The 22,996-nt window shown below is 59.6% G+C and carries 20 protein-coding genes; 17 read left to right on the top strand and 3 right to left on the bottom strand.

Annotation, left to right across the window (positions count from 1 at the left end; translation table 11 throughout):
• Positions 1-6: 6 nt before the first annotated feature.
• On the bottom strand, positions 7-1,296 hold the full coding sequence (gene gltA, locus LOY70_RS21930; protein WP_003172803.1) for a citrate synthase: 1,290 nt from the start codon (positions 1,294-1,296) through the stop codon (positions 7-9).
• Between the two features lie 364 nt (positions 1,297-1,660).
• Here gltA and sdhC point away from each other — a divergent pair, with 364 nt between their 5' ends.
• The 11 genes from sdhC to LOY70_RS21875 all read left to right on the top strand — a co-directional run bounded on the left by sdhC (position 1,661) and on the right by LOY70_RS21875 (position 15,777).
• Positions 1,661-2,035 carry a succinate dehydrogenase, cytochrome b556 subunit gene (gene sdhC, locus LOY70_RS21925; protein WP_003179220.1) on the top strand — a complete coding sequence of 125 codons (375 nt, stop codon included), beginning with the start codon at positions 1,661-1,663 and terminating at the stop codon, positions 2,033-2,035.
• The gene (sdhD, locus tag LOY70_RS21920; RefSeq protein WP_123346036.1) at positions 2,029-2,397 is read left to right on the top strand and encodes a succinate dehydrogenase, hydrophobic membrane anchor protein; all 369 of its coding nucleotides are present in this window, start codon (positions 2,029-2,031) and stop codon (positions 2,395-2,397) included. Before sdhC ends, sdhD begins: the two co-directional genes overlap by 7 nt.
• Positions 2,398-2,400: 3 nt before the next feature.
• On the top strand, positions 2,401-4,173 hold the full coding sequence (gene sdhA, locus LOY70_RS21915; protein ID WP_265029305.1) for a succinate dehydrogenase flavoprotein subunit: 1,773 nt from the start codon (positions 2,401-2,403) through the stop codon (positions 4,171-4,173).
• A gap of 11 nt (positions 4,174-4,184) precedes the next feature.
• Positions 4,185-4,889: a succinate dehydrogenase iron-sulfur subunit gene (locus LOY70_RS21910; protein ID WP_018610098.1), complete on the top strand. Its 705-nt coding sequence runs from the start codon at positions 4,185-4,187 to the stop codon at positions 4,887-4,889.
• 262 nt (positions 4,890-5,151) lie between these two features.
• Positions 5,152-7,983, top strand: a complete 2,832-nt coding sequence (locus LOY70_RS21905) for a 2-oxoglutarate dehydrogenase E1 component (protein ID WP_265029304.1) — start codon at positions 5,152-5,154, stop codon at positions 7,981-7,983.
• A gap of 43 nt (positions 7,984-8,026) precedes the next feature.
• The gene (gene odhB / locus LOY70_RS21900) at positions 8,027-9,247 is read left to right on the top strand and encodes a 2-oxoglutarate dehydrogenase complex dihydrolipoyllysine-residue succinyltransferase (protein WP_265029303.1); all 1,221 of its coding nucleotides are present in this window, start codon (positions 8,027-8,029) and stop codon (positions 9,245-9,247) included.
• Between the two features lie 111 nt (positions 9,248-9,358).
• Entirely contained in the window at positions 9,359-10,795 is a 1,437-nt protein-coding gene (gene lpdA / locus LOY70_RS21895; RefSeq protein WP_265029302.1) for a dihydrolipoyl dehydrogenase, read from the top strand.
• A 196-nt stretch (positions 10,796-10,991) separates the two neighbouring features.
• A complete protein-coding gene (gene sucC / locus LOY70_RS21890) occupies positions 10,992-12,158 on the top strand; it encodes an ADP-forming succinate--CoA ligase subunit beta (RefSeq protein WP_003179235.1) in 1,167 nt (388 codons plus the stop codon).
• Complete coding sequence (sucD, locus tag LOY70_RS21885) at positions 12,158-13,042, top strand: succinate--CoA ligase subunit alpha (RefSeq protein ID WP_014339581.1); 885 nt, start codon at positions 12,158-12,160, stop codon at positions 13,040-13,042. Before sucC ends, sucD begins: the two co-directional genes overlap by 1 nt.
• Before the next feature lie 399 nt (positions 13,043-13,441).
• Entirely contained in the window at positions 13,442-14,755 is a 1,314-nt protein-coding gene (brnQ, locus tag LOY70_RS21880) for a branched-chain amino acid transport system II carrier protein (protein WP_123346025.1), read from the top strand.
• A gap of 284 nt (positions 14,756-15,039) precedes the next feature.
• On the top strand, positions 15,040-15,777 hold the full coding sequence (locus tag LOY70_RS21875; protein ID WP_025214935.1) for a DUF599 domain-containing protein: 738 nt from the start codon (positions 15,040-15,042) through the stop codon (positions 15,775-15,777).
• Between the two features lie 69 nt (positions 15,778-15,846).
• Here the strand turns inward: LOY70_RS21875 and LOY70_RS21870 are convergent, their stop codons facing one another.
• The gene (locus tag LOY70_RS21870) at positions 15,847-16,095 is read right to left on the bottom strand and encodes a hypothetical protein (protein ID WP_123346023.1); all 249 of its coding nucleotides are present in this window, start codon (positions 16,093-16,095) and stop codon (positions 15,847-15,849) included.
• A gap of 157 nt (positions 16,096-16,252) precedes the next feature.
• Here LOY70_RS21870 and LOY70_RS21865 point away from each other — a divergent pair, with 157 nt between their 5' ends.
• The 4 genes from LOY70_RS21865 to LOY70_RS21850 all read left to right on the top strand — a co-directional run bounded on the left by LOY70_RS21865 (position 16,253) and on the right by LOY70_RS21850 (position 19,977).
• Positions 16,253-16,729 (top strand): PaaI family thioesterase, encoded by a 477-nt coding sequence (locus tag LOY70_RS21865; RefSeq protein ID WP_265029301.1) that lies wholly within the window; start codon positions 16,253-16,255, stop codon positions 16,727-16,729.
• Positions 16,726-17,187, top strand: coding sequence for a PaaI family thioesterase (locus LOY70_RS21860; protein WP_265029300.1), 462 nt, complete (start codon positions 16,726-16,728; stop codon positions 17,185-17,187). The genes LOY70_RS21865 and LOY70_RS21860 overlap by 4 nt, the downstream gene beginning before the upstream one ends.
• Before the next feature lie 87 nt (positions 17,188-17,274).
• Complete coding sequence (gene htpG, locus LOY70_RS21855) at positions 17,275-19,179, top strand: molecular chaperone HtpG (protein ID WP_060743152.1); 1,905 nt, start codon at positions 17,275-17,277, stop codon at positions 19,177-19,179.
• Between the two features lie 69 nt (positions 19,180-19,248).
• Positions 19,249-19,977: a dienelactone hydrolase family protein gene (locus tag LOY70_RS21850; RefSeq protein ID WP_265029299.1), complete on the top strand. Its 729-nt coding sequence runs from the start codon at positions 19,249-19,251 to the stop codon at positions 19,975-19,977.
• Positions 19,978-20,137: 160 nt separating this feature from the next.
• On the opposite strand, the gene LOY70_RS21845 is transcribed toward LOY70_RS21850, so the two are convergent.
• Positions 20,138-20,998, bottom strand: coding sequence for a pirin family protein (locus LOY70_RS21845; RefSeq protein WP_265029298.1), 861 nt, complete (start codon positions 20,996-20,998; stop codon positions 20,138-20,140).
• Between the two features lie 120 nt (positions 20,999-21,118).
• On the opposite strand from LOY70_RS21845, the gene LOY70_RS21840 reads away from it, so the two are divergent.
• Entirely contained in the window at positions 21,119-22,135 is a 1,017-nt protein-coding gene (locus LOY70_RS21840) for an amidohydrolase family protein (RefSeq protein WP_265038143.1), read from the top strand.
• A 233-nt stretch (positions 22,136-22,368) separates the two neighbouring features.
• Positions 22,369-22,833 (top strand): DUF3859 domain-containing protein, encoded by a 465-nt coding sequence (locus tag LOY70_RS21835; protein WP_025214927.1) that lies wholly within the window; start codon positions 22,369-22,371, stop codon positions 22,831-22,833.
• The last annotated feature ends 163 nt before the right edge of the window (positions 22,834-22,996 follow it).

Here is a 22,996-nt window from a genome sequence, read left to right as displayed (position 1 = left end):
CAGGTCTTACTTGCGGTCTTCCAGCTTGGTGATGTCACGCGACTCGTAGCCGGTGTACAGCTGGCGTGGACGGCCAATCTTGTACGGGCTGGAGAGCATTTCTTTCCAGTGGGAGATCCAGCCCACGGTCCGCGCCAGGGCGAAGATCACGGTAAACATGCTGGTTGGAATGCCGATCGCCTTGAGGATGATCCCCGAGTAGAAGTCGACGTTCGGGTACAGCGAGCGCTCGATGAAGTACGGGTCGGTCAGGGCGATCTCTTCCAGGCGCATGGCCAGTTCGAGTTGCGGATCGTTCTTGATCCCCAGTTCCTTGAGCACTTCATCGCAGGTCTGCTTCATCACGGTGGCGCGCGGGTCGCGGTTCTTGTAGACCCGGTGACCGAAGCCCATCAGCTTGAACGGATCGTTCTTGTCCTTGGCCTTGGCGATGAACTTGTCGATGTTCGAGACATCGCCGATTTCATCGAGCATGGTCAGTACCGCTTCGTTGGCACCGCCGTGGGCCGGGCCCCAGAGCGCAGCGATACCGGCGGCGATACAGGCGAACGGGTTGGCACCCGAGGAACCTGCCAGGCGCACGGTGGACGTGGAGGCGTTCTGCTCGTGGTCGGCATGGAGGATGAAGATCCGGTCCATGGCCTTGGCGAGCACCGGGCTGATCGGTTTGATCTCGCACGGGGTGTTGAACATCATATGCAGGAAGTTCTCTGCATAGGTCAGGTCGTTGCGCGGGTACATCATGGGCTGGCCCATGGAGTACTTGTAGACCATGGCTGCCAGGGTTGGCATCTTCGCCACCAGGCGGATCGCGGAGATTTCGCGATGCTGGGGGTTATTGATGTCCAGGGAGTCGTGGTAGAAGGCCGAGAGAGCGCCGACAACGCCGCACATGACGGCCATCGGGTGGGCATCGCGACGGAAGCCGTTGAAGAAGGTCTTCAACTGTTCGTGAACCATGGTGTGGTTCTTCACGGTGCTGACGAACTGGGCCTTTTGTTCTGCGGTTGGCAGCTCGCCGTTGAGCAGCAGGTAGCAGGTTTCCAGGTAGTCCGATTTTTCAGCCAGTTGCTCGATCGGGTAGCCGCGGTGCAGCAGGATGCCGTTGTCGCCGTCGATATAGGTGATTTTCGACTCGCACGAAGCGGTCGACATGAAACCTGGGTCAAAGGTGAAACGGCCCGTGGCCGTCAGGCCCCGTACGTCGATTACATCGGGACCAACGGTGCCGGTTAAAATGGGCAGCTCGACGGGGGCTGCGCCCTCGATGATCAACTGCGCTTTTTTGTCAGCCATGTGGCCTCCTATTAATGCTTGGAATCATCAGACAGACCCCCCACGCAGGGCCCGCACCACTATAGTGAGATAAATCCGAATGTCAATTTGCCTAAAGTCTTGCTCCAGAAGGCTTTAACCGGACTTTTTCCGCGAAATTACCTGCCGTTTACGCCTTTTGCCGACTATGTGCAATGCGCTATTAGGGGAAGGTGAACGCGTTGTCATTAGTAGCCTAACTGTCTATACTCGGCCACCGACCGCCAGGGGCTTTTGGGCCTGCTTTCTTGGGGGTCGTCACTCCCTGGGTGGTGAGTACCTGACCAGTGCGCGCCCCAACAACTTTGCCCTGATTGTTAGGGGCTCTTCAGTGTGAAAAAAAGCCGTGAAAAGCCAACGACCTGTAAACCTAGACCTAAGGACCATCAAACTCCCAGTCACTGCTTACACGTCCATTCTTCACCGAATTTCCGGTGTCATTCTCTTCGTCAGCCTGGCCATCATGCTTTATGCATTGGACAAGTCGCTCGACTCGGAAGAAGGCTTCGGTCAGGTGAAAGCGTGTCTGACCAGTCCGCTAGCCAAGCTAGTGATTTGGGGCATCCTGTCCGCCTTGCTGTATCACTTGGTTGCCGGCGTGCGCCACTTGATCATGGACATGGGCATCGGTGAGACGCTGGAAGGCGGCAAGCTGGGCTCGAAAATCATTATCGCCGTGTCTGCGGTGTTGATCGTTCTGGCAGGAGTCTGGATATGGTAACCAACGTCACGAACCTCTCGCGTTCGGGCCTCTATGACTGGATGGCGCAGCGTGTGTCTGCAGTCGTTCTCGCGGCTTACTTCATTTTCCTGATCGGATATGTCGTGGCAAACCCCGGCCTTGGCTATGCCCAATGGCACGAACTGTTCGCAAACAACGGGATGCGTATCTTCAGTCTGCTGGCGCTTGTCGCACTGGGCGCTCACGCCTGGGTCGGCATGTGGACCATCGCGACCGACTACCTGACGCCAATGGCGTTCGGCAAATCGGCGACTGCCGTACGTTTCCTCTTCCAGGCCGTATGCGGTGTCGCGATGTTCGCGTACTTCGTCTGGGGTGTGCAGATTCTTTGGGGTATCTGATTCATGGCTAACATTCCTACGATTTCTTTCGACGCCATCATCATTGGTGGTGGCGGTGCCGGCATGCGCGCAGCGCTGCAACTGGCACAGGGCGGTCACAAGACTGCCGTGATCACCAAGGTTTTCCCGACCCGTTCGCACACGGTGTCCGCCCAGGGTGGCATCACCTGCGCCATCGCTTCGGCCGACCCGAACGATGACTGGCGCTGGCACATGTACGATACCGTCAAGGGTTCCGACTACATCGGTGACCAGGACGCTATCGAGTACATGTGTCAGGAAGGCCCGGCCGCCGTATTCGAGCTGGACCACATGGGCCTGCCGTTCTCGCGTACCGAAACCGGCCGTATCTATCAGCGTCCGTTCGGTGGCCAGTCCAAGGACTACGGCAAGGGCGGCCAGGCGGCGCGTACTTGCGCGGCGTCCGACCGTACCGGTCACGCCCTGCTGCACACCCTTTATCAGGGCAACCTGAAGGCTGGCACCACGTTCCTGAACGAGTACTACGCCGTTGACCTGGTGAAGAACCAGGACGGCGCCTTCGTCGGTGTGATCGCGATCTGCATCGAAACCGGCGAGACCACCTACATCCGCGCCAAGGCCACCGTGCTGGCGACCGGCGGTGCTGGCCGTATCTACGCCTCCACCACCAACGCCCTGATCAACACCGGTGACGGCGTTGGCATGGCCCTGCGTGCTGGCGTGCCGGTACAAGACATCGAAATGTGGCAGTTCCACCCGACCGGCATCGCCGGCGCCGGTGTACTGGTCACCGAAGGTTGCCGCGGTGAAGGCGGTTACCTGATCAACAAGCACGGCGAGCGTTTCATGGAACGTTATGCGCCGAACGCCAAGGACCTTGCCGGTCGTGACGTTGTGGCCCGTTCGATGGTCAAGGAAATCATCGCCGGTAACGGCTGTGGCCCGAATGGCGACCACGTGATGCTCAAGCTCGACCACCTCGGCGAGGAAGTGCTGCACAGCCGCCTGCCAGGCATCTGCGAGCTGTCGAAGACCTTCGCCCACGTTGACCCGGTCGTCGCGCCGGTTCCGGTCGTTCCAACCTGCCACTATATGATGGGCGGCGTTGCCACCAACATTCACGGTCAGGCGATCACCCAGAACGCCGAAGGCGTGGACGAAATCATCCCTGGTTTGTTCGCAGTGGGTGAAGTGGCGTGCGTATCGGTTCACGGTGCCAACCGCCTGGGCGGCAACTCGCTGCTCGACCTGGTGGTCTTCGGCCGCGCTGCCGGCCTGCACCTGGAGAAGGCGCTGAGCGACGGTATCGAATACGACGATGCCACCGATGCCAACATCGAAGCTGCCCTGGCGCGTCTGTCCGCTCTGAACGCGCGTACCGAAGGCGAAGACGTCGCTACCCTGCGTCGCGAGCTGCAAAACTGCATGCAGAACTACTTCGGTGTATTCCGTACTGGCGAATACATGCAGAAGGGTATCGCCCAGTTGGCTCAATTGCGTGAACGAATTGCCAACGTGAAGATCAACGATAAGTCGCAGGCGTTCAACACTGCACGTATCGAAGCGCTGGAACTGCAGAACCTGCTGGAAGTGGCCGAAGCCACCGCCATCGCGGCTGAAGTGCGTAAAGAGTCCCGTGGTGCCCATGCCCGCGAAGACTACGAAGACCGTGACGACGAAAACTGGTTGTGCCACACCTTGTTCTTCCCGGGTGAAAAACGCGTCGCCAAGCGTGCGGTGAACTTCTCGCCGAAGACCGTTCCGACGTTCGAACCCAAGATCCGGACTTACTAAGGGTGGCCGCCATGTTGCAAGTCAGTGTTTATCGCTACAACCCTGATCAGGACGCTGCGCCGTTCATGCAGGATTTCCAGGTCGATACCGGTGGTAAAGACTTGATGGTGCTGGACGTGCTGGCCCTGATCAAAGAACAGGACGAAGGTTTTTCCTACCGTCGCTCCTGCCGCGAGGGCGTTTGTGGCTCCGACGGCATGAACATCAACGGCAAGAACGGCCTGGCCTGCATCACGCCGCTGTCCGCCGTGGTCAAGGGCAACAAGCTGATCGTACGTCCGCTGCCAGGTTTGCCGGTTATCCGTGACCTGGTCGTCGATATGAGCATCTTCTACAAGCAATACGAGAAGGTGAAGCCATACCTGCAGAACGACACGCCGGCTCCGGCCATCGAGCGTCTGCAGTCCCCGGAAGAGCGTGAAAAGCTCGACGGTCTGTACGAGTGCATCCTGTGCGCCTGCTGCTCGACCTCGTGCCCATCCTTCTGGTGGAACCCGGACAAATTCCTGGGCCCGGCCGCCCTGCTGCAAGCGTATCGCTTCCTGGCAGACAGCCGTGACACCAAGACGTCCGAGCGTCTGGCGGCACTGGATGACCCGTTCAGCGTATTCCGCTGCCGCGGGATCATGAACTGCGTCAACGTCTGCCCGAAAGGCCTGAACCCGACTAAGGCCATCGGTCACGTGCGTAACATGCTGCTGCAGAGCGGCGTGTGATTCAGCTGCTGTACCCGTAGGACTGCTGTACCCGTAAAGGCCAGGGCGCGGGCTTCAACCCGCGTCGTGGCTATAACCAGAACAGCCGCTCACAAAGCGGCAGTTCTTACTTTGAAGAAATGAGACAAGCAGGGGCATCCGGGCTGGTACCCGGACTATCAGCGTGATCCTAAGTGGCTTGTTTTAGTCGCTGCACTCGGACTTCTGCAAGTTTGCTCGGTGTTTTCGCCGGTGGTGTTCCCCTAATCGAGGGTGACCAAGCATGCAAGAAAGCGTGATGCAGCGCATGTGGAACAGTGCCCACCTCTCCGGTGGTAACGCTGCCTATGTGGAAGAGCTCTACGAGCTCTACCTGCACGACCCTAACGCTGTGCCAGAAGAATGGCGCACCTACTTTCAGAAGTTGCCGGCTGACGGTAACTCTGCCACTGATGTTTCGCACTCGACAATTCGCGATCATTTCGTGCTGCTGGCAAAGAACCAGCGCCGCGCTCAACCGGTGTCTGCCGGCAGCGTGAGCAGCGAGCACGAGAAGAAGCAAGTTGAAGTGCTGCGATTGATCCAGGCCTACCGGATGCGCGGCCACCAGGCAGCCCAGCTTGACCCGCTGGGGCTGTGGCAGCGTCCTGCACCTGCAGACCTGTCGATCACTCACTACGGCTTGACCAATGCCGATCTTGATACGACCTTCCGTGCCGGCGACCTGTTCATCGGCAAAGAGGAAGCGAGCCTACGCGAAATTCACGAAGCGTTGCAGCAGACATATTGCCGCACCATTGGCGCTGAGTTCACGCATATCACCGATTCCGAGCAACGCCAGTGGTTCCAGCAGCGTCTGGAAAGCGTTCGTGGCCGTCCGACGTACTCCGCCGAGATCAAGAGCCACTTGCTCGAGCGCGTTACCGCCGGTGAAGGCCTGGAGAAATACCTGGGCACCAAATACCCAGGCACCAAGCGTTTCGGCCTGGAAGGCGGCGAAAGCCTGATTCCTATGCTCGACGAGTTGATCCAGCGTTCGGGTTCCTACGGCACCAAGGAAGTCGTCATCGGCATGGCCCACCGTGGTCGCCTGAACGTACTGGTCAACACCTTCGGCAAGAACCCGCGCGAGCTGTTCGACGAGTTCGAAGGCAAGAAGAAGGTCGAGCTGGGCTCCGGTGACGTGAAATACCACCAGGGTTTCTCGTCCAACGTGATGACCACAGGTGGCGAAGTCCACTTGGCCATGGCTTTCAACCCGTCCCACCTGGAAATCGTTTCCCCGGTGGTCGAGGGTTCGGTCCGTGCCCGCCAGGATCGCCGCAACGATCCGACCGGTGAGAAGGTGCTGCCGATCTCCATCCACGGTGACGCGGCGTTCGCCGGTCAAGGCGTGGTCATGGAAACCTTCCAGATGTCGCAGACCCGCGGTTTCAAGACCGGCGGCACCGTGCACATCGTGATCAACAACCAGGTCGGTTTCACCATCAGCAACCCGGAAGACTCGCGTTCCACCGAGTACGCGACCGACGTTGCGAAAATGATCCAGGCGCCGATTCTCCATGTGAATGGCGATGACCCGGAAGCCGTGCTGTTCGTGACCCAGTTGGCCATCGACTACCGCATGCAGTACAAGCGTGACGTGGTGATCGACCTGGTCTGCTACCGTCGTCGCGGCCACAACGAGGCCGACGAGCCAAGCGGCACCCAGCCCCTGATGTACCAGCAGATCGCCAAGCAGCGCACCACCCGTGAGCTGTATGCCGAGCGCCTGACCCAAGGCGGCGTACTGGATGCAGGGCGCGTACAGGAAAAAGTCGATGAATATCGCAATGCCCTGGACAACGGCCTGCACGTGGTAAAAAGCCTGGTCAAGGAGCCGAACAAAGAGCTGTTCGTGGACTGGCGTCCGTATCTGGGCCATGCCTGGACCGCGCGTCACGACACGCGTTTCGACCTCAAGACCTTGCAGGAACTGTCCGCCAAGCTGCTGGAAATCCCGGAAGGCTTCGTGGTCCAGCGCCAGGTCGCGAAGATCTACGAAGACCGCCAGAAGATGCAAGCCGGCGGCCTGCCGATCAACTGGGGCTACGCTGAAACCATGGCGTACGCGACCCTGGCGTTCGAAGGTCACCCGATCCGCATCACCGGCCAGGACGTGGGCCGCGGCACTTTCTCGCACCGCCATGCGGCGCTGCACAACCAGAAAGACGCCAGCACCTACATCCCGCTGCAACACCTGTACAAGGGCCAGCCACGTTTCGACCTGTACGATTCGCTGCTGTCCGAGGAAGCCGTCCTGGCGTTCGAATATGGCTACTCCACCACCGAGCCGAATGCGCTGGTGATCTGGGAAGCCCAGTTCGGCGACTTCGCCAACGGTGCCCAGGTGGTTGTCGACCAGTTCATCACCAGCGGCGAGCACAAGTGGGGCCGTCTCTGCGGTCTGACCATGCTGCTGCCACACGGTTATGAAGGGCAGGGGCCGGAGCACTCTTCGGCACGTCTGGAGCGCTACCTGCAATTGTGCGCCGAGCACAACGTCCAGGTGTGTGTACCAACGACCCCGGCACAGATCTACCACCTGCTGCGTCGTCAGGTCATCCGTCCGCTGCGCAAGCCGCTGATCGTGCTGACACCGAAGTCGCTGCTGCGTCACAAGCTGGCGATCTCCACGCTCGAGGATCTGGCCGAAGGCTCGTTCCAGACCGTTATTTCGGAAATCGACACGCTGGACGCGGCGAAGGTGACTCGCCTGATCCTGTGCAGCGGCAAGGTCTACTACGACCTGCTGGAAAAACGTCGTGCCGAAGGCCGCGAAGACATCGCCATCGTGCGTATCGAGCAGCTTTACCCGTTCCCGGAAGAAGACCTGATGGAGGCCATCGCGCCTTACACCAACCTCACTCACGTGGTGTGGTGTCAGGAAGAACCGATGAACCAGGGCGCGTGGTACAGCAGCCAGCATCACCTGCGTCGCAGCATCGGCAACCATAACAAGGCCCTGGGCCTTGAGTATGCTGGTCGTGATGCGTCCGCTGCACCTGCGTGTGGTTATGCGTCGATGCACGCCGAGCAGCAGGAAAAACTGCTGCAAGATGCTTTCACTGTTTAAGCCTTCGTGCTGACTGAAACCGAATTTTAAGGACCCACAGATAATGGCTATCGAAATCAAAGCCCCGTCATTCCCGGAATCGGTTGCCGATGGCACCGTTGCCACCTGGCACAAGAAACCAGGCGAAGCTGTAAAGCGTGACGACCTGATCGTCGACATCGAGACCGACAAAGTCGTTCTGGAAGTGTTGGCCGAAGCTGACGGCGTGCTCGGCGCAATCGTTGCCGAAGAGGGCGCTACCGTCCTGTCGAACCAGGTACTGGGCTCGATCGAAGAGGGCGGCGCTGCCGCCGCTCCGGCCGCCGCTGCTGCGCCTGCCGCTGGCCAGGCCGCAGCGCCTGCTGCCGATGGCGAAGACGATCCAGTCGCTGCCCCGGCCGCGCGCAAGATCGCCGAAGAGAACGGCATCAACATCGCCTCCGTTGCCGGCACCGGCAAGGGTGGTCGCGTAACCAAGGAAGACGTAGTTGCCGCCGTTGCCGCCAAGAAGGCCGCTCCAGCCGCTGCCCCGTCCAAGCCTGCCGCGCCTGCCGCTGCCGCGCCGGTGTTCGCTGCCGGTGATCGTGTTGAAAAACGCGTTCCGATGACCCGCCTGCGGGCCAAGGTTGCCGAGCGTCTGGTCGAAGCCCAGTCGAACATGGCGATGCTGACCACTTTCAACGAAGTCGACATGACCGAAGTCATGGCCCTGCGTTCGAAGTACAAGGATCTGTTCGAGAAGTCCCACAACGGCGTACGCCTGGGCTTCATGTCGTTCTTCGTCAAGGCAGCCACCGAAGCGCTGAAACGCTTCCCGGCCGTCAACGCGTCGATCGACGGTTCCGACATCGTCTACCACGGCTACGCCGACATCGGTGTCGCGGTGTCCAGCGACCGTGGCCTGGTGGTTCCGGTCCTGCGTAACGCCGAACTGATGAGCCTGGCCGAAATCGAAGGCGGCATCGCCACCTTCGGCAAGAAGGCCCGTGACGGCAAGCTGTCCATCGAAGAGATGACCGGCGGTACGTTCACCATCACCAACGGTGGTACATTCGGTTCGATGATGTCGACCCCGATCGTCAACCCGCCACAAGCGGCGATCCTGGGCATGCACAACATCCTGCAGCGTCCGATGGCGATCAACGGTCAAGTCGTTATCCGTCCGATGATGTACCTGGCGCTGTCCTACGATCACCGCCTGATCGACGGTAAGGAAGCCGTGACTTTCCTGGTCACCATCAAGAACCTGCTTGAAGATCCGGCTCGTCTGCTGCTGGATATCTGATTTTCGCCGCGAGGGCCGGTCTGTCGACCGGCCTCTTGCTGAAACAACCGGTTTCGTCCCTCGACGGTCATCACAAGTGATCGTCCGGTTTGATTCGAAAAGGAATGACTCATGACTCAGAAATTCGACGTGGTAGTGATTGGTGCGGGCCCTGGCGGCTACGTAGCGGCTATCAAGGCTGCGCAACTTGGCCTTAGCACTGCCTGCATCGAGAAATACACCGATGGCGAGGGCAAACTGGCCCTGGGCGGTACCTGCCTGAACGTCGGTTGCATTCCATCCAAGGCGCTGCTGGACAGCTCCTGGAAGTACAAGGAAGCGAAAGAAAGCTTCAACGTCCACGGTATCTCCACCGGCGAAGTCAAGATGGACGTCGCAGCGATGGTTGGCCGCAAGGCTGGCATCGTCAAGAACCTGACCAGCGGTGTTGCCACCCTGTTCAAGGCTAACGGTGTGACCTCGATCCAGGGCCACGGCAAGCTGCTGGCCGGCAAGAAAGTCGAAGTCACCAAGCCGGACGGTTCGGTTGAAGTGATCGAAGCCGAGAACGTGATCCTGGCTCCAGGCTCGCGTCCGATCGATATTCCACCGGCTCCGGTCGATCAGAACGTGATCGTCGATTCGACGGGCGCCCTGGAATTCCAGACCGTGCCAAAACGCCTGGGCGTGATCGGCGCTGGTGTGATCGGCCTCGAGCTGGGTTCGGTATGGTCGCGCCTGGGTGCGCAAGTGACCGTCCTGGAAGCCCTCGACACCTTCCTGATGGCCGCTGATACCGCGGTTTCCAAGGAAGCGCTGAAAACCCTGACCAAGCAAGGCCTGGACATCAAGCTGGGCGCTCGCGTGACCGGTTCCAAGGTCAATGGCGAAGAAGTCTTGGTGAACTACACCGACGCCAACGGCGAACAGACCATCACTTTCGACAAGCTGATCGTTGCGGTCGGCCGCCGTCCGGTGACCACCGACCTGCTGGCTGCCGACAGCGGCGTAGTGATCGACGAACGTGGTTTCATCCACGTCGATGACCAGTGCGCTACCGCCGTTCCGGGCGTCTTCGCCATCGGTGACGTGGTGCGCGGCATGATGCTGGCGCACAAGGCGTCCGAGGAAGGCATCATGGTCGTCGAGCGCATCAAGGGCCACAAAGCCCAGATGAACTATGACCTGATCCCATCGGTTATCTACACCCACCCGGAAATCGCATGGGTTGGCAAGACCGAACAGGCCTTGAAAGCCGAAGGCGTTGAAGTTAACGTCGGCACCTTCCCGTTCGCTGCCAGTGGCCGTGCCATGGCAGCCAACGATACCGGTGGTTTCGTGAAAGTCATCGCCGATGCCAAGACGGATCGCGTATTGGGCGTTCACGTGATTGGCCCAAGCGCTGCCGAGCTGGTACAGCAAGGCGCGATCGGCATGGAATTCGGCACCAGCGCTGAAGACCTGGGCATGATGGTCTTCTCCCATCCGACCCTGTCTGAAGCCTTGCACGAAGCGGCCCTGGCCGTAAATGGCGGCGCCATCCACGTGGCCAACCGCAAGAAGCGTTAATAGACAATAAGAAACCACGGCGGTATGGCCCGTCGTGAGCCTTGCGAGCAAGACTCACCGCGGAATATCCGCTGGACGCAGCCTTGCGTAGCTGCACCGGTTGACCGGAAAGCTACGCAAGCAGCAGTCACAGGTGGTGCGGCACCAAAACGGTGCAGCACCGAATGCGCAGTACCTAACGAAGACGGTAATAAGCATGAATCTTCACGAGTATCAGGGTAAGCAGCTGTTCGCTGAGTACGGCCTGCCAGTATCCACCGGCTACGCGGTAGACACCCCGGAAGCGGCAGCAGAAGCTTGCGACAAAATCGGCGGCAGCGAATGGGTTGTCAAAGCCCAGGTTCACGCCGGTGGTCGCGGTAAAGCGGGCGGCGTCAAGCTGGTTCGCAGCAAAGAAGACGCCAAAGCCTTCGCACAGCAGTGGCTGGGCAAGCGTCTGGTGACTTACCAGACTGACGCCAACGGTCAGCCAGTCACCAAGATCCTGGTTGAATCGTGCACTGATATCGCTAAAGAGCTGTACCTGGGCGCGGTCGTTGACCGTTCGAGCCGCCGTATCGTGTTCATGGCTTCCACCGAAGGTGGCGTGGACATCGAGAAAATCGCTCACGATACCCCTGAGAAAATCCTCAAGGCCACCATCGATCCACTGGTTGGCGCGCAGCCATTCCAGGGCCGCGAGCTGGCATTCCAGCTGGGCCTGGAAGGCAAGCAGGTCACTCAATTCGCCAAGATCTTCGTAGGTCTGGCCAAGCTTTTCCAGGACCACGACCTGGCACTGCTGGAAGTGAACCCGCTGGTGATCAAGGCCGACGGCGACCTGCACTGCCTCGATGCCAAAATCAACATCGACGCCAACGCCATGTACCGTCAGCCTAAGCTGAAGACTTTCCACGATCCGTCGCAAGACGATCCGCGCGAAGCGCACGCTGCCAAGTTCGAGCTGAACTACGTAGCCCTGGAAGGCAACATCGGCTGCATGGTCAACGGTGCCGGCCTGGCCATGGGTACCATGGACATCGTCAACCTGCATGGCGGCAAGCCAGCCAACTTCCTCGACGTGGGCGGCGGTGCTACCAAGGAACGCGTGACCGAAGCGTTCAAGATCATCCTGTCCGACACCAACGTCGCCGCAGTACTGGTCAACATCTTCGGCGGCATCGTTCGTTGCGACATGATTGCCGAAGGCATCATCGGCGCCGTGAAAGAAGTCGGCGTGAAAATCCCGGTTGTTGTTCGCCTTGAAGGCAACAACGCTGAGCTGGGCGCTAAAGTACTGGCAGAAAGCGGTTTGAACATCATCGCTGCTACCAGCCTGACCGACGCTGCTCAACAAGTCGTTAAAGCTGCGGAGGGCAAATAATGAGCGTCCTGATCAATAAAGACACCAAGGTTATCTGCCAGGGTATTACCGGTTCGCAAGGTAGCTTCCACACCCAGCAAGCCCTCGAATACGGCACCAAGATGGTTGGCGGCGTAACGCCAGGCAAAGGCGGCACCGAGCACCTGGGCCTGCCCGTGTTCAACACCGTGAAAGACGCTGTAGCTGCCACTGGCGCCACCGCCAGCGTGATCTACGTTCCGGCTCCTTTCTGCAAGGACTCCATCCTTGAAGCAGCGTTCGGCGGCATCAAGCTGATCGTCTGCATCACCGAAGGCATCCCGACCATCGACATGCTGGAAGCCAAGGTCAAGTGCGACGAGCTGGGTATCACCCTGATCGGCCCTAACTGCCCAGGCGTGATCACTCCAGGCGAATGCAAGATCGGCATCATGCCAGGTCACATTCACTTGCCAGGCAAGGTCGGTATCGTTTCCCGTTCCGGCACCCTGACTTATGAAGCCGTGAAGCAGACCACTGACGCCGGTTTCGGTCAGTCGACTTGCGTCGGCATCGGCGGTGACCCGATCCCGGGTTCGAACTTCATCGACATCCTGAAGCTGTTCCAGGAAGACCCGAAGACCGAAGCGATCGTGATGATCGGTGAGATCGGCGGTTCGGCTGAAGAAGAAGCGGCTGCCTACATCAAGGCCAACGTGACCAAGCCGGTTGTTTCCTACATCGCCGGTGTGACTGCTCCTCCGGGCAAGCGCATGGGCCATGCTGGCGCAATCATCTCTGGCGGCAAGGGCACTGCAGACGAGAAATTCGCTGCACTGCAAGACGCAGGCGTGAAAACCGTGCGTTCGCTGGCAGACATCGGCAAGGCCCTGGCCGAGCTGACTGGCTGGGAAATGAAGAAGTAAGCTTCGGCTGACCTTTTCGTTCCAGTAGCAAAGGCCACCTTCGGGTGGCCTTTGTCGTTTCTGGGGCTGTGGCGTCAGGGAGGGCCTCATCGCGAGCAAGCTCGCTCCCACAGTCGAGCGCATTTCATTGTGGGAGCGAGCTTGCTCGCGATGACGGAATGACAGTCCGCCAACCATTTACATGCAAAAACGCGACACGGGGACGTCGCGCATCGGATAGTTCGCCCCTTTACAGTGCGTTTTATCGCCAAATTCGTTAGGCTAGCAGCCATTTTTGCGACCGCTGCCCACAAGGAAGCGACGCGCTAAACGGGTCGGTCTGATACGGATCGGCAGCATTTCCCTCTACCCTCGGGGAAATCCCTCTCTAAATTCCGATTCAGTAGTGTGGTTTCCTTAATGAAAGTGTTGAAAGGCCAGGACATCCTGGCGCTTGGTTTCATGACATTTGCCCTGTTCGTCGGGGCCGGCAACATCATCTTCCCGCCTATCGTTGGTTTGCAGTCCGGGCCTCATGTCTGGATGGCGGCGCTTGGCTTCCTGATCACGGCGGTGGGCTTGCCGGTCATCACGGTCGTTGCGTTGGCCAAGGTCGGTGGCGCGATGGACGCCTTGAGCAGCCCCATCGGCAAGGTCGCCGGCGGGTTGCTGGCGGCGGTGTGCTACCTGGCCGTCGGCCCGTTGTTCGCCACGCCACGTACCGCCACCGTCTCGTTTGAAGTCGGCCTGGCGCCGTTGACCGGTGAAAGCCCGCTGGCGTTGTTTCTCTACAGCGCCGTGTATTTCCTGTTGGTGTTCTTCATCTCGCTCTATCCGGGCCGCCTGCTGGACACCGTCGGCCGCTTTCTCGCGCCGCTGAAAATCATCGCCCTGGCCGTGCTGGGTATCGCCGCGTTTGCCTTGCCCGCCGGCGATATCGGCGTAGCGACCCCCGAGTACGTTGCGGCGCCGTTTTCCCAAGGTTTCATCAATGGTTACCTGACCATGGATACCCTGGGTGCACTGGTGTTCGGCATCGTCATCGTCAACGCGATCCGTTCCCGAGGCGTCGAGTCGCCCGCCTTGATCACCCGCTACGCCATCATCGCCGGGCTGATCGCCGGAGTGGGCCTGGCGTTGGTCTACGTCAGTCTGTTCCGCCTCGGTTCCGGCAGCCATGAAGTGGCTGCGGGGGCGACCAACGGTGCCGCTGTGCTGCATGCCTACGTGCAACACACGTTCGGTAGCCTGGGCAGCGGTTTCCTCGCCGTATTGATCTCCCTGGCGTGCCTGGTCACCGCGGTCGGCCTGACCTGCGCCTGCGCCGAGTACTTCAGTCGTGTCCTGCCGCTGTCCTACAAGACCCTGGTGGTGATCCTGGCGGGTTTTTCGCTGTTGGTGTCCAACCTGGGCCTGACCAAGCTGATCGCGTTCTCGATTCCGGTCCTGACCGCGATCTATCCGCCGTGCATCGCCCTGGTGGCCCTGAGTTTCTGCAAGGACTTCTGGCATGAGCAGGGGCGCATTGTCGGCCCGGTGATGCTGGTGTCGTTCCTGTTTGGCCTGATCGATGCGCTCAAAGGCGCCGGGTTGGCGGACTGGATGCCGACGCAGCTGGCCCACCTGCCGCTGAGCGAGCAAGGCCTGGCCTGGCTGGTGCCTTCGGTGATGACCCTGGTGGTTGCCGTGGTGTGTGATCGTCTGCTGGGCAAGCGCAGCGAGGCATTGGCTTAAACAGCTTCAGGCAGACTCACCGGCCACAATCGAAATGCCCCGTATCAATCGATACGGGGCATTTTTTTTGAGTGCGGTGTCTTTTTTCGTGGGCTAACGTCGAAGCAGTGTCTTGAAAGGCGTACACAGCGCCTGTGGGAGCGAGCTTGCTCGCGATGGCGTCGGATCAGTCAGCATCAACGGGTCTGATGGACCGCCATCGCGAGCAAGCTCGCTCCCACAGGTCGGCATTTCAAGGCTCGTCTGGCTTTAGACGTCATGTTTTTAGACATACAGGAAATCGAATGTCATTCATCCAAGCCAACCTGATCCATCTGCTTGCCGCTGCCTGGTTCATCATCTGCTGGGGCGGATACACCCGTTATGCCACCTGGAAGGCCCGCGACACGGCCTGCCTGGCCAGCGTGATGCACCTGTACCGCGAGGACTGGATGCGTCGCATGCTGTTGCGTGAAAACCGCATCGCCGATGCCAGCGTGATCGGTAATCTGGAGCGCAACGCCTCATTCTTCGCCTCCAGCACGCTGATCATCCTGGCCGGTATCCTGACGGTGCTTGGGGCGTCTGATCGGGCGGTATCGTTGCTGGCCGACCTGCCGATGGTGCAGCAAGCCTCCCAAGGCATGGCGGAAGTCAAGTTGCTGTGCCTGGCGCTGGTGTTCGTGTATGCGTTCTTCACATTCAGCTGGTGCATGCGCCAATACAACTTCGCGGCGGTGCTGGTGGGATCAGCGCCGATGATCGGCGAGCGTCATGTCTCCGAGCAGGAGCGCAAGGCCTTTGCACTAAGGGCGGCGCGGGTGATCTCCATGGCCGCCAACCAGTTCAACTTCGGCCTGCGTTCTTATTATTTCGGCATGACCATGTTGGCGTGGTTCGTCAGTCCCTGGTTATTCATGTTGATGAGTGCCGGCGTGGTGTTTGTGTTGTACCAGCGGGAGTTTCATTCCGACGTGCTGGATGTCATGGTCTATACCCCTACGGAGGCACCATCGCCTGAAGTTGGCAAGGAAGCTGTTTGATCGATCGGCTAAATCGCAGGCAAAAGAAAACCCGCATCAGGCGGGTTTTCTTTTTTCGCTAAAACCGTATCAGTTGGTTTTAGCTGGGGTAGCGGGGGCTTCCTGCTTAGCGGCTTCGTTCGCTTCAGCCTGCTTTTTGGCGGCTTCGGCGTTTTCTTTCGCCGCGTCGTTCACTTTATCCTGTGCTTTGTTCATGTCTTGCTGAGCTTGCTCAGCGTGTTGGTTGGCATCTTGAGCTTTGTCCTCGGATTTTTTATCGCAGGCAGCGAGACCGAGGGAGGCGGCCAACATCAAGGCAATAGCAAAAGTCTTACGCATGGGGTGTTTCTCCTTATGGAAATAACTACTGGCCTTTTGAACGCCGCCCCTCAGATTAAGTTCCTGCTGCATTACAGATATATAACCTTGCACAGCGATGGAACTTTGTGAGAAGTGCCGGTTGTCAGGTTTCATCATTAACTGGAGTGTTAATCGAATGGCCGAAGACCCCGTTTTTGAGCGCGCGACACGCTTTTTGTCCGCACTGAGACATTGCCAGGTACTGGGCCTGAAGCTGCACAGCGCCAGTCGCGAAGGATTGACTGTGATTTTGCCTTACAGCCCCGGGATCGTCGGTAACCCCCTTACAGGGATTATCCACGGCGGGGCGCTGACCTCATTGATGGACACCGCGTGCGGCATGTCGACCTTGTGCGTGCTGCCGCAGTTCGAGGTCTGTCCGACCCTGGACTTGCGTATCGACTACATGCACGCCGCCGAGCCCCACAAGGACATCTACGGCTTCGCTCAATGCTACCGGGTCACCCCGGACGTGATCTTCAGCCGGGGTTTTGCCTGGCAGGACGACCCCGAGCAACCCATTGCCCATGTGGTGGGCACCTTCATGCGCCTGGGTGACCACGCCAGAGGGTTCAAGAGGGGCGGTCCAGCGGCCGCCGTAGACCAACCATGAGCGATGTCACCGAGGAACAACTGCGCCAGGCCTGCGCGCGGGGCGACTACACGCTGTTGCTGGCCTCGATCCCCTATGCGCAACTGATTGGCGTCGAGTGCTCGGGCCAAGGCGATGAATTGCTGTTCCGGCTTCCGGCCAACAAGGACAACATTGGTAACCCTTTACTGCCGGCGATCCACGGCGGGGTCATTGCCGGGTTCATGGAGCTGTCGGCTGCCGTTTATCTGCTGATCACCACCGGCGCGCCGGGCGTGCCAAAAATCATCGACTTCTCCCTGGATTACCTGCGCGCCGGGCAGTTTCGCGACACCTACGCCAAGTGCCAGGTCTGGCGTCAGGGGCGGCGAGTGGCCAACGTGGCGATCACCGCCTGGCAGGACACCGAAGCCGAGCCCATCGCCACCGCCCGGGCGCATTTCAAGATCCCGGAGCCCTCAAAACCCGATCGCCCTTGAAATCATCACCGTTGCCCCCACCTTGAGGACATCCCGCCGCCAATCTCAGCGAGGCGGACACCACCATCCACTTGGAGTTTGATGACCATGAGCGTGGAAACTCAAAAGGAAACCCTGGGCTTCCAGACCGAGGTGAAGCAACTGCTGCACCTGATGATTCACTCGCTGTATTCGAATAAGGAAATTTTCCTTCGCGAGCTGATTTCGAACGCCTCTGACGCTGTCGACAAGTTACGTTTCGAAGCCCTTTCCAAGCCTGAACTGCTGGAAGGCGGCGCTGAGCTGAAAATCCGTGTGAGCTTCGACAAGGACGCGAAAACCGTCACCCTCGAAGACAACGGTATCGGCATGAGCCGCGAAGAGGTGATCACGCACCTGGGCACCATCGCCAAGTCTGGCACCGCCGACTTCATGAAAAACCTGTCCGGCGACCAGAAGAAAGATTCCCACCTGATCGGTCAGTTCGGCGTCGGTTTCTATTCCGCGTTCATCGTGGCCGACCAGGTCGAAGTGTTCAGCCGCCGTGCCGGCCTCGCTGCGAGCGAAGGCGTGCACTGGTCGTCCAAGGGCGAAGGCGAGTTTGAAGTCGCCACCGTCGACAAGGCTGATCGCGGCACCCGCATCGTGCTGCACCTCAAGTCCGGCGAAGACGAGTTCGCCGATGGCTGGCGCCTGCGCAACATCATCAAGAAGTACTCCGACCACATCGCGCTGCCTATCGAGCTGCCGAAGGAAGTCACCGCTGCCGAAGGCGAAGAAAAGCCTGAAGTGGAATGGGAAACCGTCAACCGCGCCAGTGCCCTGTGGACCCGTCCGCGCACCGAAGTGAAAGACGAGGAATACCAGGAGTTCTACAAGCACATCGCCCACGACTACGAGAACCCGCTGAGCTGGAGCCATAACAAGGTCGAAGGCAAGCTGGAATACAACTCGCTGCTGTACGTGCCGGCCCGTGCGCCGTTCGACCTGTACCAGCGCGAAGCGCCACGCGGGCTGAAGCTGTATGTGCAGCGTGTGTTCGTGATGGACCAGGCCGAGTCGTTCCTGCCGCTGTACCTGCGTTTCATCAAGGGTGTGGTGGATTCCAACGATCTGTCGCTGAACGTGTCGCGGGAAATCCTGCAGAAAGATCCGATCATCGACTCCATGAAGTCGGCGCTGACCAAGCGTGTACTGGACATGCTGGAAAAACTGGCGAAGAACGAGCCCGAGCAGTACAAGAGCTTCTGGAAGAACTTCGGTCAGGTGATGAAAGAAGGTCCGGCCGAGGACTTCGCCAACAAAGAGAAGATCGCCGGCCTGTTGCGCTTTGCCTCGACCCAGGGTGACGATGGCGAGCAGATCGTTGGCCTGGCCGATTACCTGGCCCGTGCCAAGGAAGGTCAGGACAAGATTTACTACCTGACCGGTGAAACTTATGCACAGGTCAAGAACAGCCCGCACCTGGAAGTCTTCCGCAAGAAAGGCATCGAAGTGCTGCTGCTGACCGATCGCATCGACGAGTGGCTGATGAGCTACCTCAACGAGTTCGACGGCAAGAGCTTTGTCGACGTGGCCCGTGGTGACCTGGACCTTGGCAACCTGGATTCGGAAGAAGACAAGAAAGCTGCCGAGGAAGTCGCCAAGAGCAAGGAAGGTCTGGTCGAGCGGATCAAGACCGCCCTGGGCGATGCTGTCAGTGAAGTGCGCGTCTCGCACCGTCTGACCGACTCTCCGGCGATCCTGGCCATTGGCGAGCAGGACCTCGGTCTGCAGATGCGCCAGATCCTCGAGGCCAGTGGCCAGAAGGTCCCGGATTCCAAGCCGATCTTCGAGTTCAACCCGGCCCATCCGCTGGTGGAAAAGCTCGACAACGAGCAGAGCGAAGAGCGTTTCGGCGACCTGTCGCACATCCTGTTCGACCAGGCAGCCCTGGCGGCAGGCGACAGCCTGAAAGATCCAGCGGCCTACGTACGCCGCTTGAACAAGCTGCTGGTTGAACTGTCAGCTTAATCAAGTGAGAAAAAACCCGCTTCGGCGGGTTTTTTCATTTCTGGTGTTCCATTTAAAGAAGAGTCCGTCATGAGTCAGATTACGGTTCGTTCGCTGGTCTATCAGATTGAAGGTCAAACCTATGAAGGTCGCTTGGCGTTCGACGTTCACCAGCAGGGTCCACGCCCGGGTCTGTTGATGGCGCCGAATTGGATGGGCGTCGGGGCTGGTGCCGAGGATATTGCCAAGACGGTGGCGGCCAACGGCTACGTCGTATTGATTGCCGACCTGTACGGGCAGACGGTGCGTCCGACCAACGCCGACGAGGCGGGGGCGGCGATGATGCCTCTCAAGAACGACCGGGCCCTGTTGCGCAAGCGCATGCAGGCGGCGCTCGAGCAACTGCAAAACCAGGGTGAAGCGCAGGTCGATGCTTCCAGGCTGGCCACGTTCGGCTTTTGCTTCGGTGGCTGCTGCGCCCTGGAATTGGCCCGTGCCGGCGCACCGCTGAAGGCCGCGATTTCATTCCATGGCACCTTGGATACGCCGAACCCGGCGGATGCGCAGAACATCCAGGGTTCGGTGTTGGTGATGCACGGTGCCTCGGATCCGCTGGTGCCTAAGGAACAACTACCCGCCTTCGAAGACGAAATGAACGCCGCCGGGGTGGACTGGCAACTGCTCAGCTACGGTGGCGCGGTGCACTCGTTCACCGACCCGCAGGCCAATGTGCCGGGCAAGATGATGTACAACGCCAAGGTCGCCGGACGGGCGTTCAGGTCGATGCATAACTTGCTGGATGAAGTGTTCAAGGGCTGACGTCGGGTTCTGGATCTGGTGCTCTTGTTGTCCGACATAAAGCCAGCGCGAGCAAGCTCGCTCCCACAATGATCCGCTGTGAACGCACATTCTGTGATCACTCAAATCCAATGTGGGAGCGAGCTTGCTCGCGATGGCGGTCTGACAAGCAATCCTGAAATCAGGGCAACTCGATCCGCTCGCTTTCCCCCGGCACGGTCGGCCAGTCCCTAGCCGCCCAGCGTTGGCGGGCTTCATCTATCCGGGCCGGATCACTGGAGACGAAGTTCCAGTTCATCCGCCGCGGCCCATCCAGCGGTGCGCCGCCGAACAGCACGGCATGGCAGTCACTGTCCGCAAACAGCGCCATCTCTTTCCCGACCGGCAGTATCACCAGCGAATGAGGTTCCACCGGCTCGCCCTCCAGCAGCGCCTCGCCGCTCAAGACATACAGGGCCCGCTCTTCATGCTCGGTGGGAATCAGTAAGGTCGTCGCGGTTTGCAGGTTCAGTTCGGCATAAAGCGTAGGAGACAACACCGGTACCGGCGATTCCAGGCAAAAGCCTGACCCGGCGATCATCCGGATACTGACGCCCAGGTTGTCGCTGACGGGCAGGCTGTGTGCCGGATGATGGCTGTAGTGCCCTGGCCCTTCTTCGTGGGACTTGGGCGAGGCCAGCCAGACTTGCAAGCCGTGCATGACGAAATCGCTCCCCAGCAGTGATTCGGGGGTGCGCTCGACATGGGCAATGGCGCTGCCGGCGGTCATCCAGCTGACGTCCCCGGCATCCACCACCTGATCGGAACCCAGGCTGTCCTTGTGCTGGAGTTTTCCCTCGAACAGGTAGGTGAGGGTGGATAGCCCGATGTGGGGATGCTGACGGATGTTCATGCCTCTACCGGGCGCGTAGGAGGTTTGCAGCATGTGGTCGAAAAACACGAAAGGTCCGACACTGCGACACTTGGCGGACGGCAACGGGCGAAGAATCGGTTGGCCTTCAACATCTTCTGCGCGGGGGCGGACGATCAGGGGCGTGGTCATGGTGTCTTCCAGGTTGAACAATGGATGCAGAAAAGCATAACTCGCCGCCGCCAGTGCGGCACAGGCGGCTTGAACCCTGACGGGACGAGCAGGGTCTATGCTGCTCATGACCTCTGGAGGCTGCCTGTGCCCTTGTCCCGTCTGATCTTCGCCTGGCTGCTGGCTGTTTCGAGCAGCAGCGCCATGGCCCGCGAATACGCCTACAGCGATGCGCACTTGCATTACGTCGATTTCTTCCAGGAAACCGCCGGCATGCCGAAGCTGCTCCAGGCGATGACGGACAATCGCATCGAGCATGTGATGATTTCCGGCATTCCGGTGGCCAAGAAATGGCATGAGGACGAGCCCAAGCGTCCACGTTACTACGCCGGTGACGATGCGGACGCCTATTGGTACAGCGCCACCGATGTGATTGTCGCTGCCGCGGTGAGCAAGCTGACCGTCGAGCAACGCCAACGCTTCCATCCTTTCCTGTCGGGCTTCAATCCCAACGACAAGAACTCCGCCGCTCACATCCAGCGCATGCTCGATCTGTACCCGGGGCTGTGGCAAGGCATCGGCGAGGTATTCACCCGCCACGATGACCTCACGGCGTTGACCTCCGGTGATACCCCGAGGGCCAATAACGAAGCCATGACGCGGATCTATCACCTGGCGGCCGAGAACGATCTGCCGGTGATGTTGCATTCCAACATCACTTCCAAGCGTGAGAAAAATCCGCTGTACCTGGCAGAAATGGAGGAGCCCCTGCGTAATCATCCGCACACGCGGTTCATCTGGGCCCACGCCGGCACCAGCATGGAAATCCATCGCCACCAGACCCAGCTGGATTTTCTGTTGCCGACCCTGACCCGGATGCTCGAGTCCTACCCCAACCTTTATGTAGACCTGTCTTGGAGCCTGCTCACGCCGTACTTGCTGGACGAGGCGGGCAAGCCCCGGCCGGAGTGGGTGCGGCTGGTAGAGCGCTTTCCGGAGCGCTTCATGGTGGGATCGGATGTGGTAGGGCGTTTCAACAAGCTCGGTAAGGAATTGCACAGCTTCGATCCGTTCCTGGATGCCTTGCCGGAAGACGTGGCCAGGAAGGTGGCGCGGGATAACTTTTTGGCGGTGTTGCCGCGTTCAGTTCCTAGATAGAAAGTACCTTGTGGCGAGGGGATTTATCCCCGCTGGGCTGCGCAGCAGGTCCAAAACTTCGACGGTTATCGGTCTGACACACTGAGATATCAGATTTGGGCCCGCTTCGCGCGCCAACGGGGATAAATCCCCTCGCCACAGAGGATTCCTGGTGTGTGGGCGAATGCCTGTCTGTCATCAGTCTGTCACTACGGCGTCATACCCTCGCGCTCATCTCAATCAAGGAGCGCACTATGCACCTCACCCGTTCAAGCGCATTGGTCGCGCTGTTGTTGACCTGCGGTCTGGCACAGGCAGAAGTTCGTGTCGAAGGCCCGGTGGAATACGGCGTTTTTGACGGCCCGCAAGCCGAGCTGCAGTCGGGGGAGCGGGTCCTGCGTCGCAGCAACGAGCAGATCCGCCAGACCGAAAGCGTACCGGCGAAACTGGGCACCAAGTTCGGCATGCGCTACCAGTTGGCGGGCAAGGTCGCGGATGACCAGCCGTTGACCCTGTTGTACTTCACGCCTGGCATCCGCACTCCTGACGGCGTGCGCCACGATAAATTCGAAGTCATCCAGAAACTGGTGCCCGGCGCGCCCCAGGACGTCATGGCCTACGAGTTCACCGAAAGCCACGAAGTGGTGCCGGGGGAGTGGCGGTTCATGGTGTTCCAGGGCGATCGGCTGCTGACGCAGCAACGGTTTGTGGTGCGCTGAATTTCATCCCACTGTAGATCTCATGTGGGAGCGGGCTTGCTCGCGAATGCGCAGTGTCAGACGGTATATTCGTCTGCTGACACACCGCATTCGCGAGCAAGCCCGCTCCCACAGGACCCTGTAGTGGATTGGCAGGCAAAAAAAACGCCCCGAACCAGTCGGG

The sequence above is a fragment of the Pseudomonas sp. B21-054 genome, from assembly GCF_026016345.1.
GTDB lineage: Bacteria > Pseudomonadota > Gammaproteobacteria > Pseudomonadales > Pseudomonadaceae > Aquipseudomonas.
The sequence above is the reverse complement of the archived record's forward strand: the minus strand, read 5'-3'. Positions and strand labels throughout refer to the sequence as shown.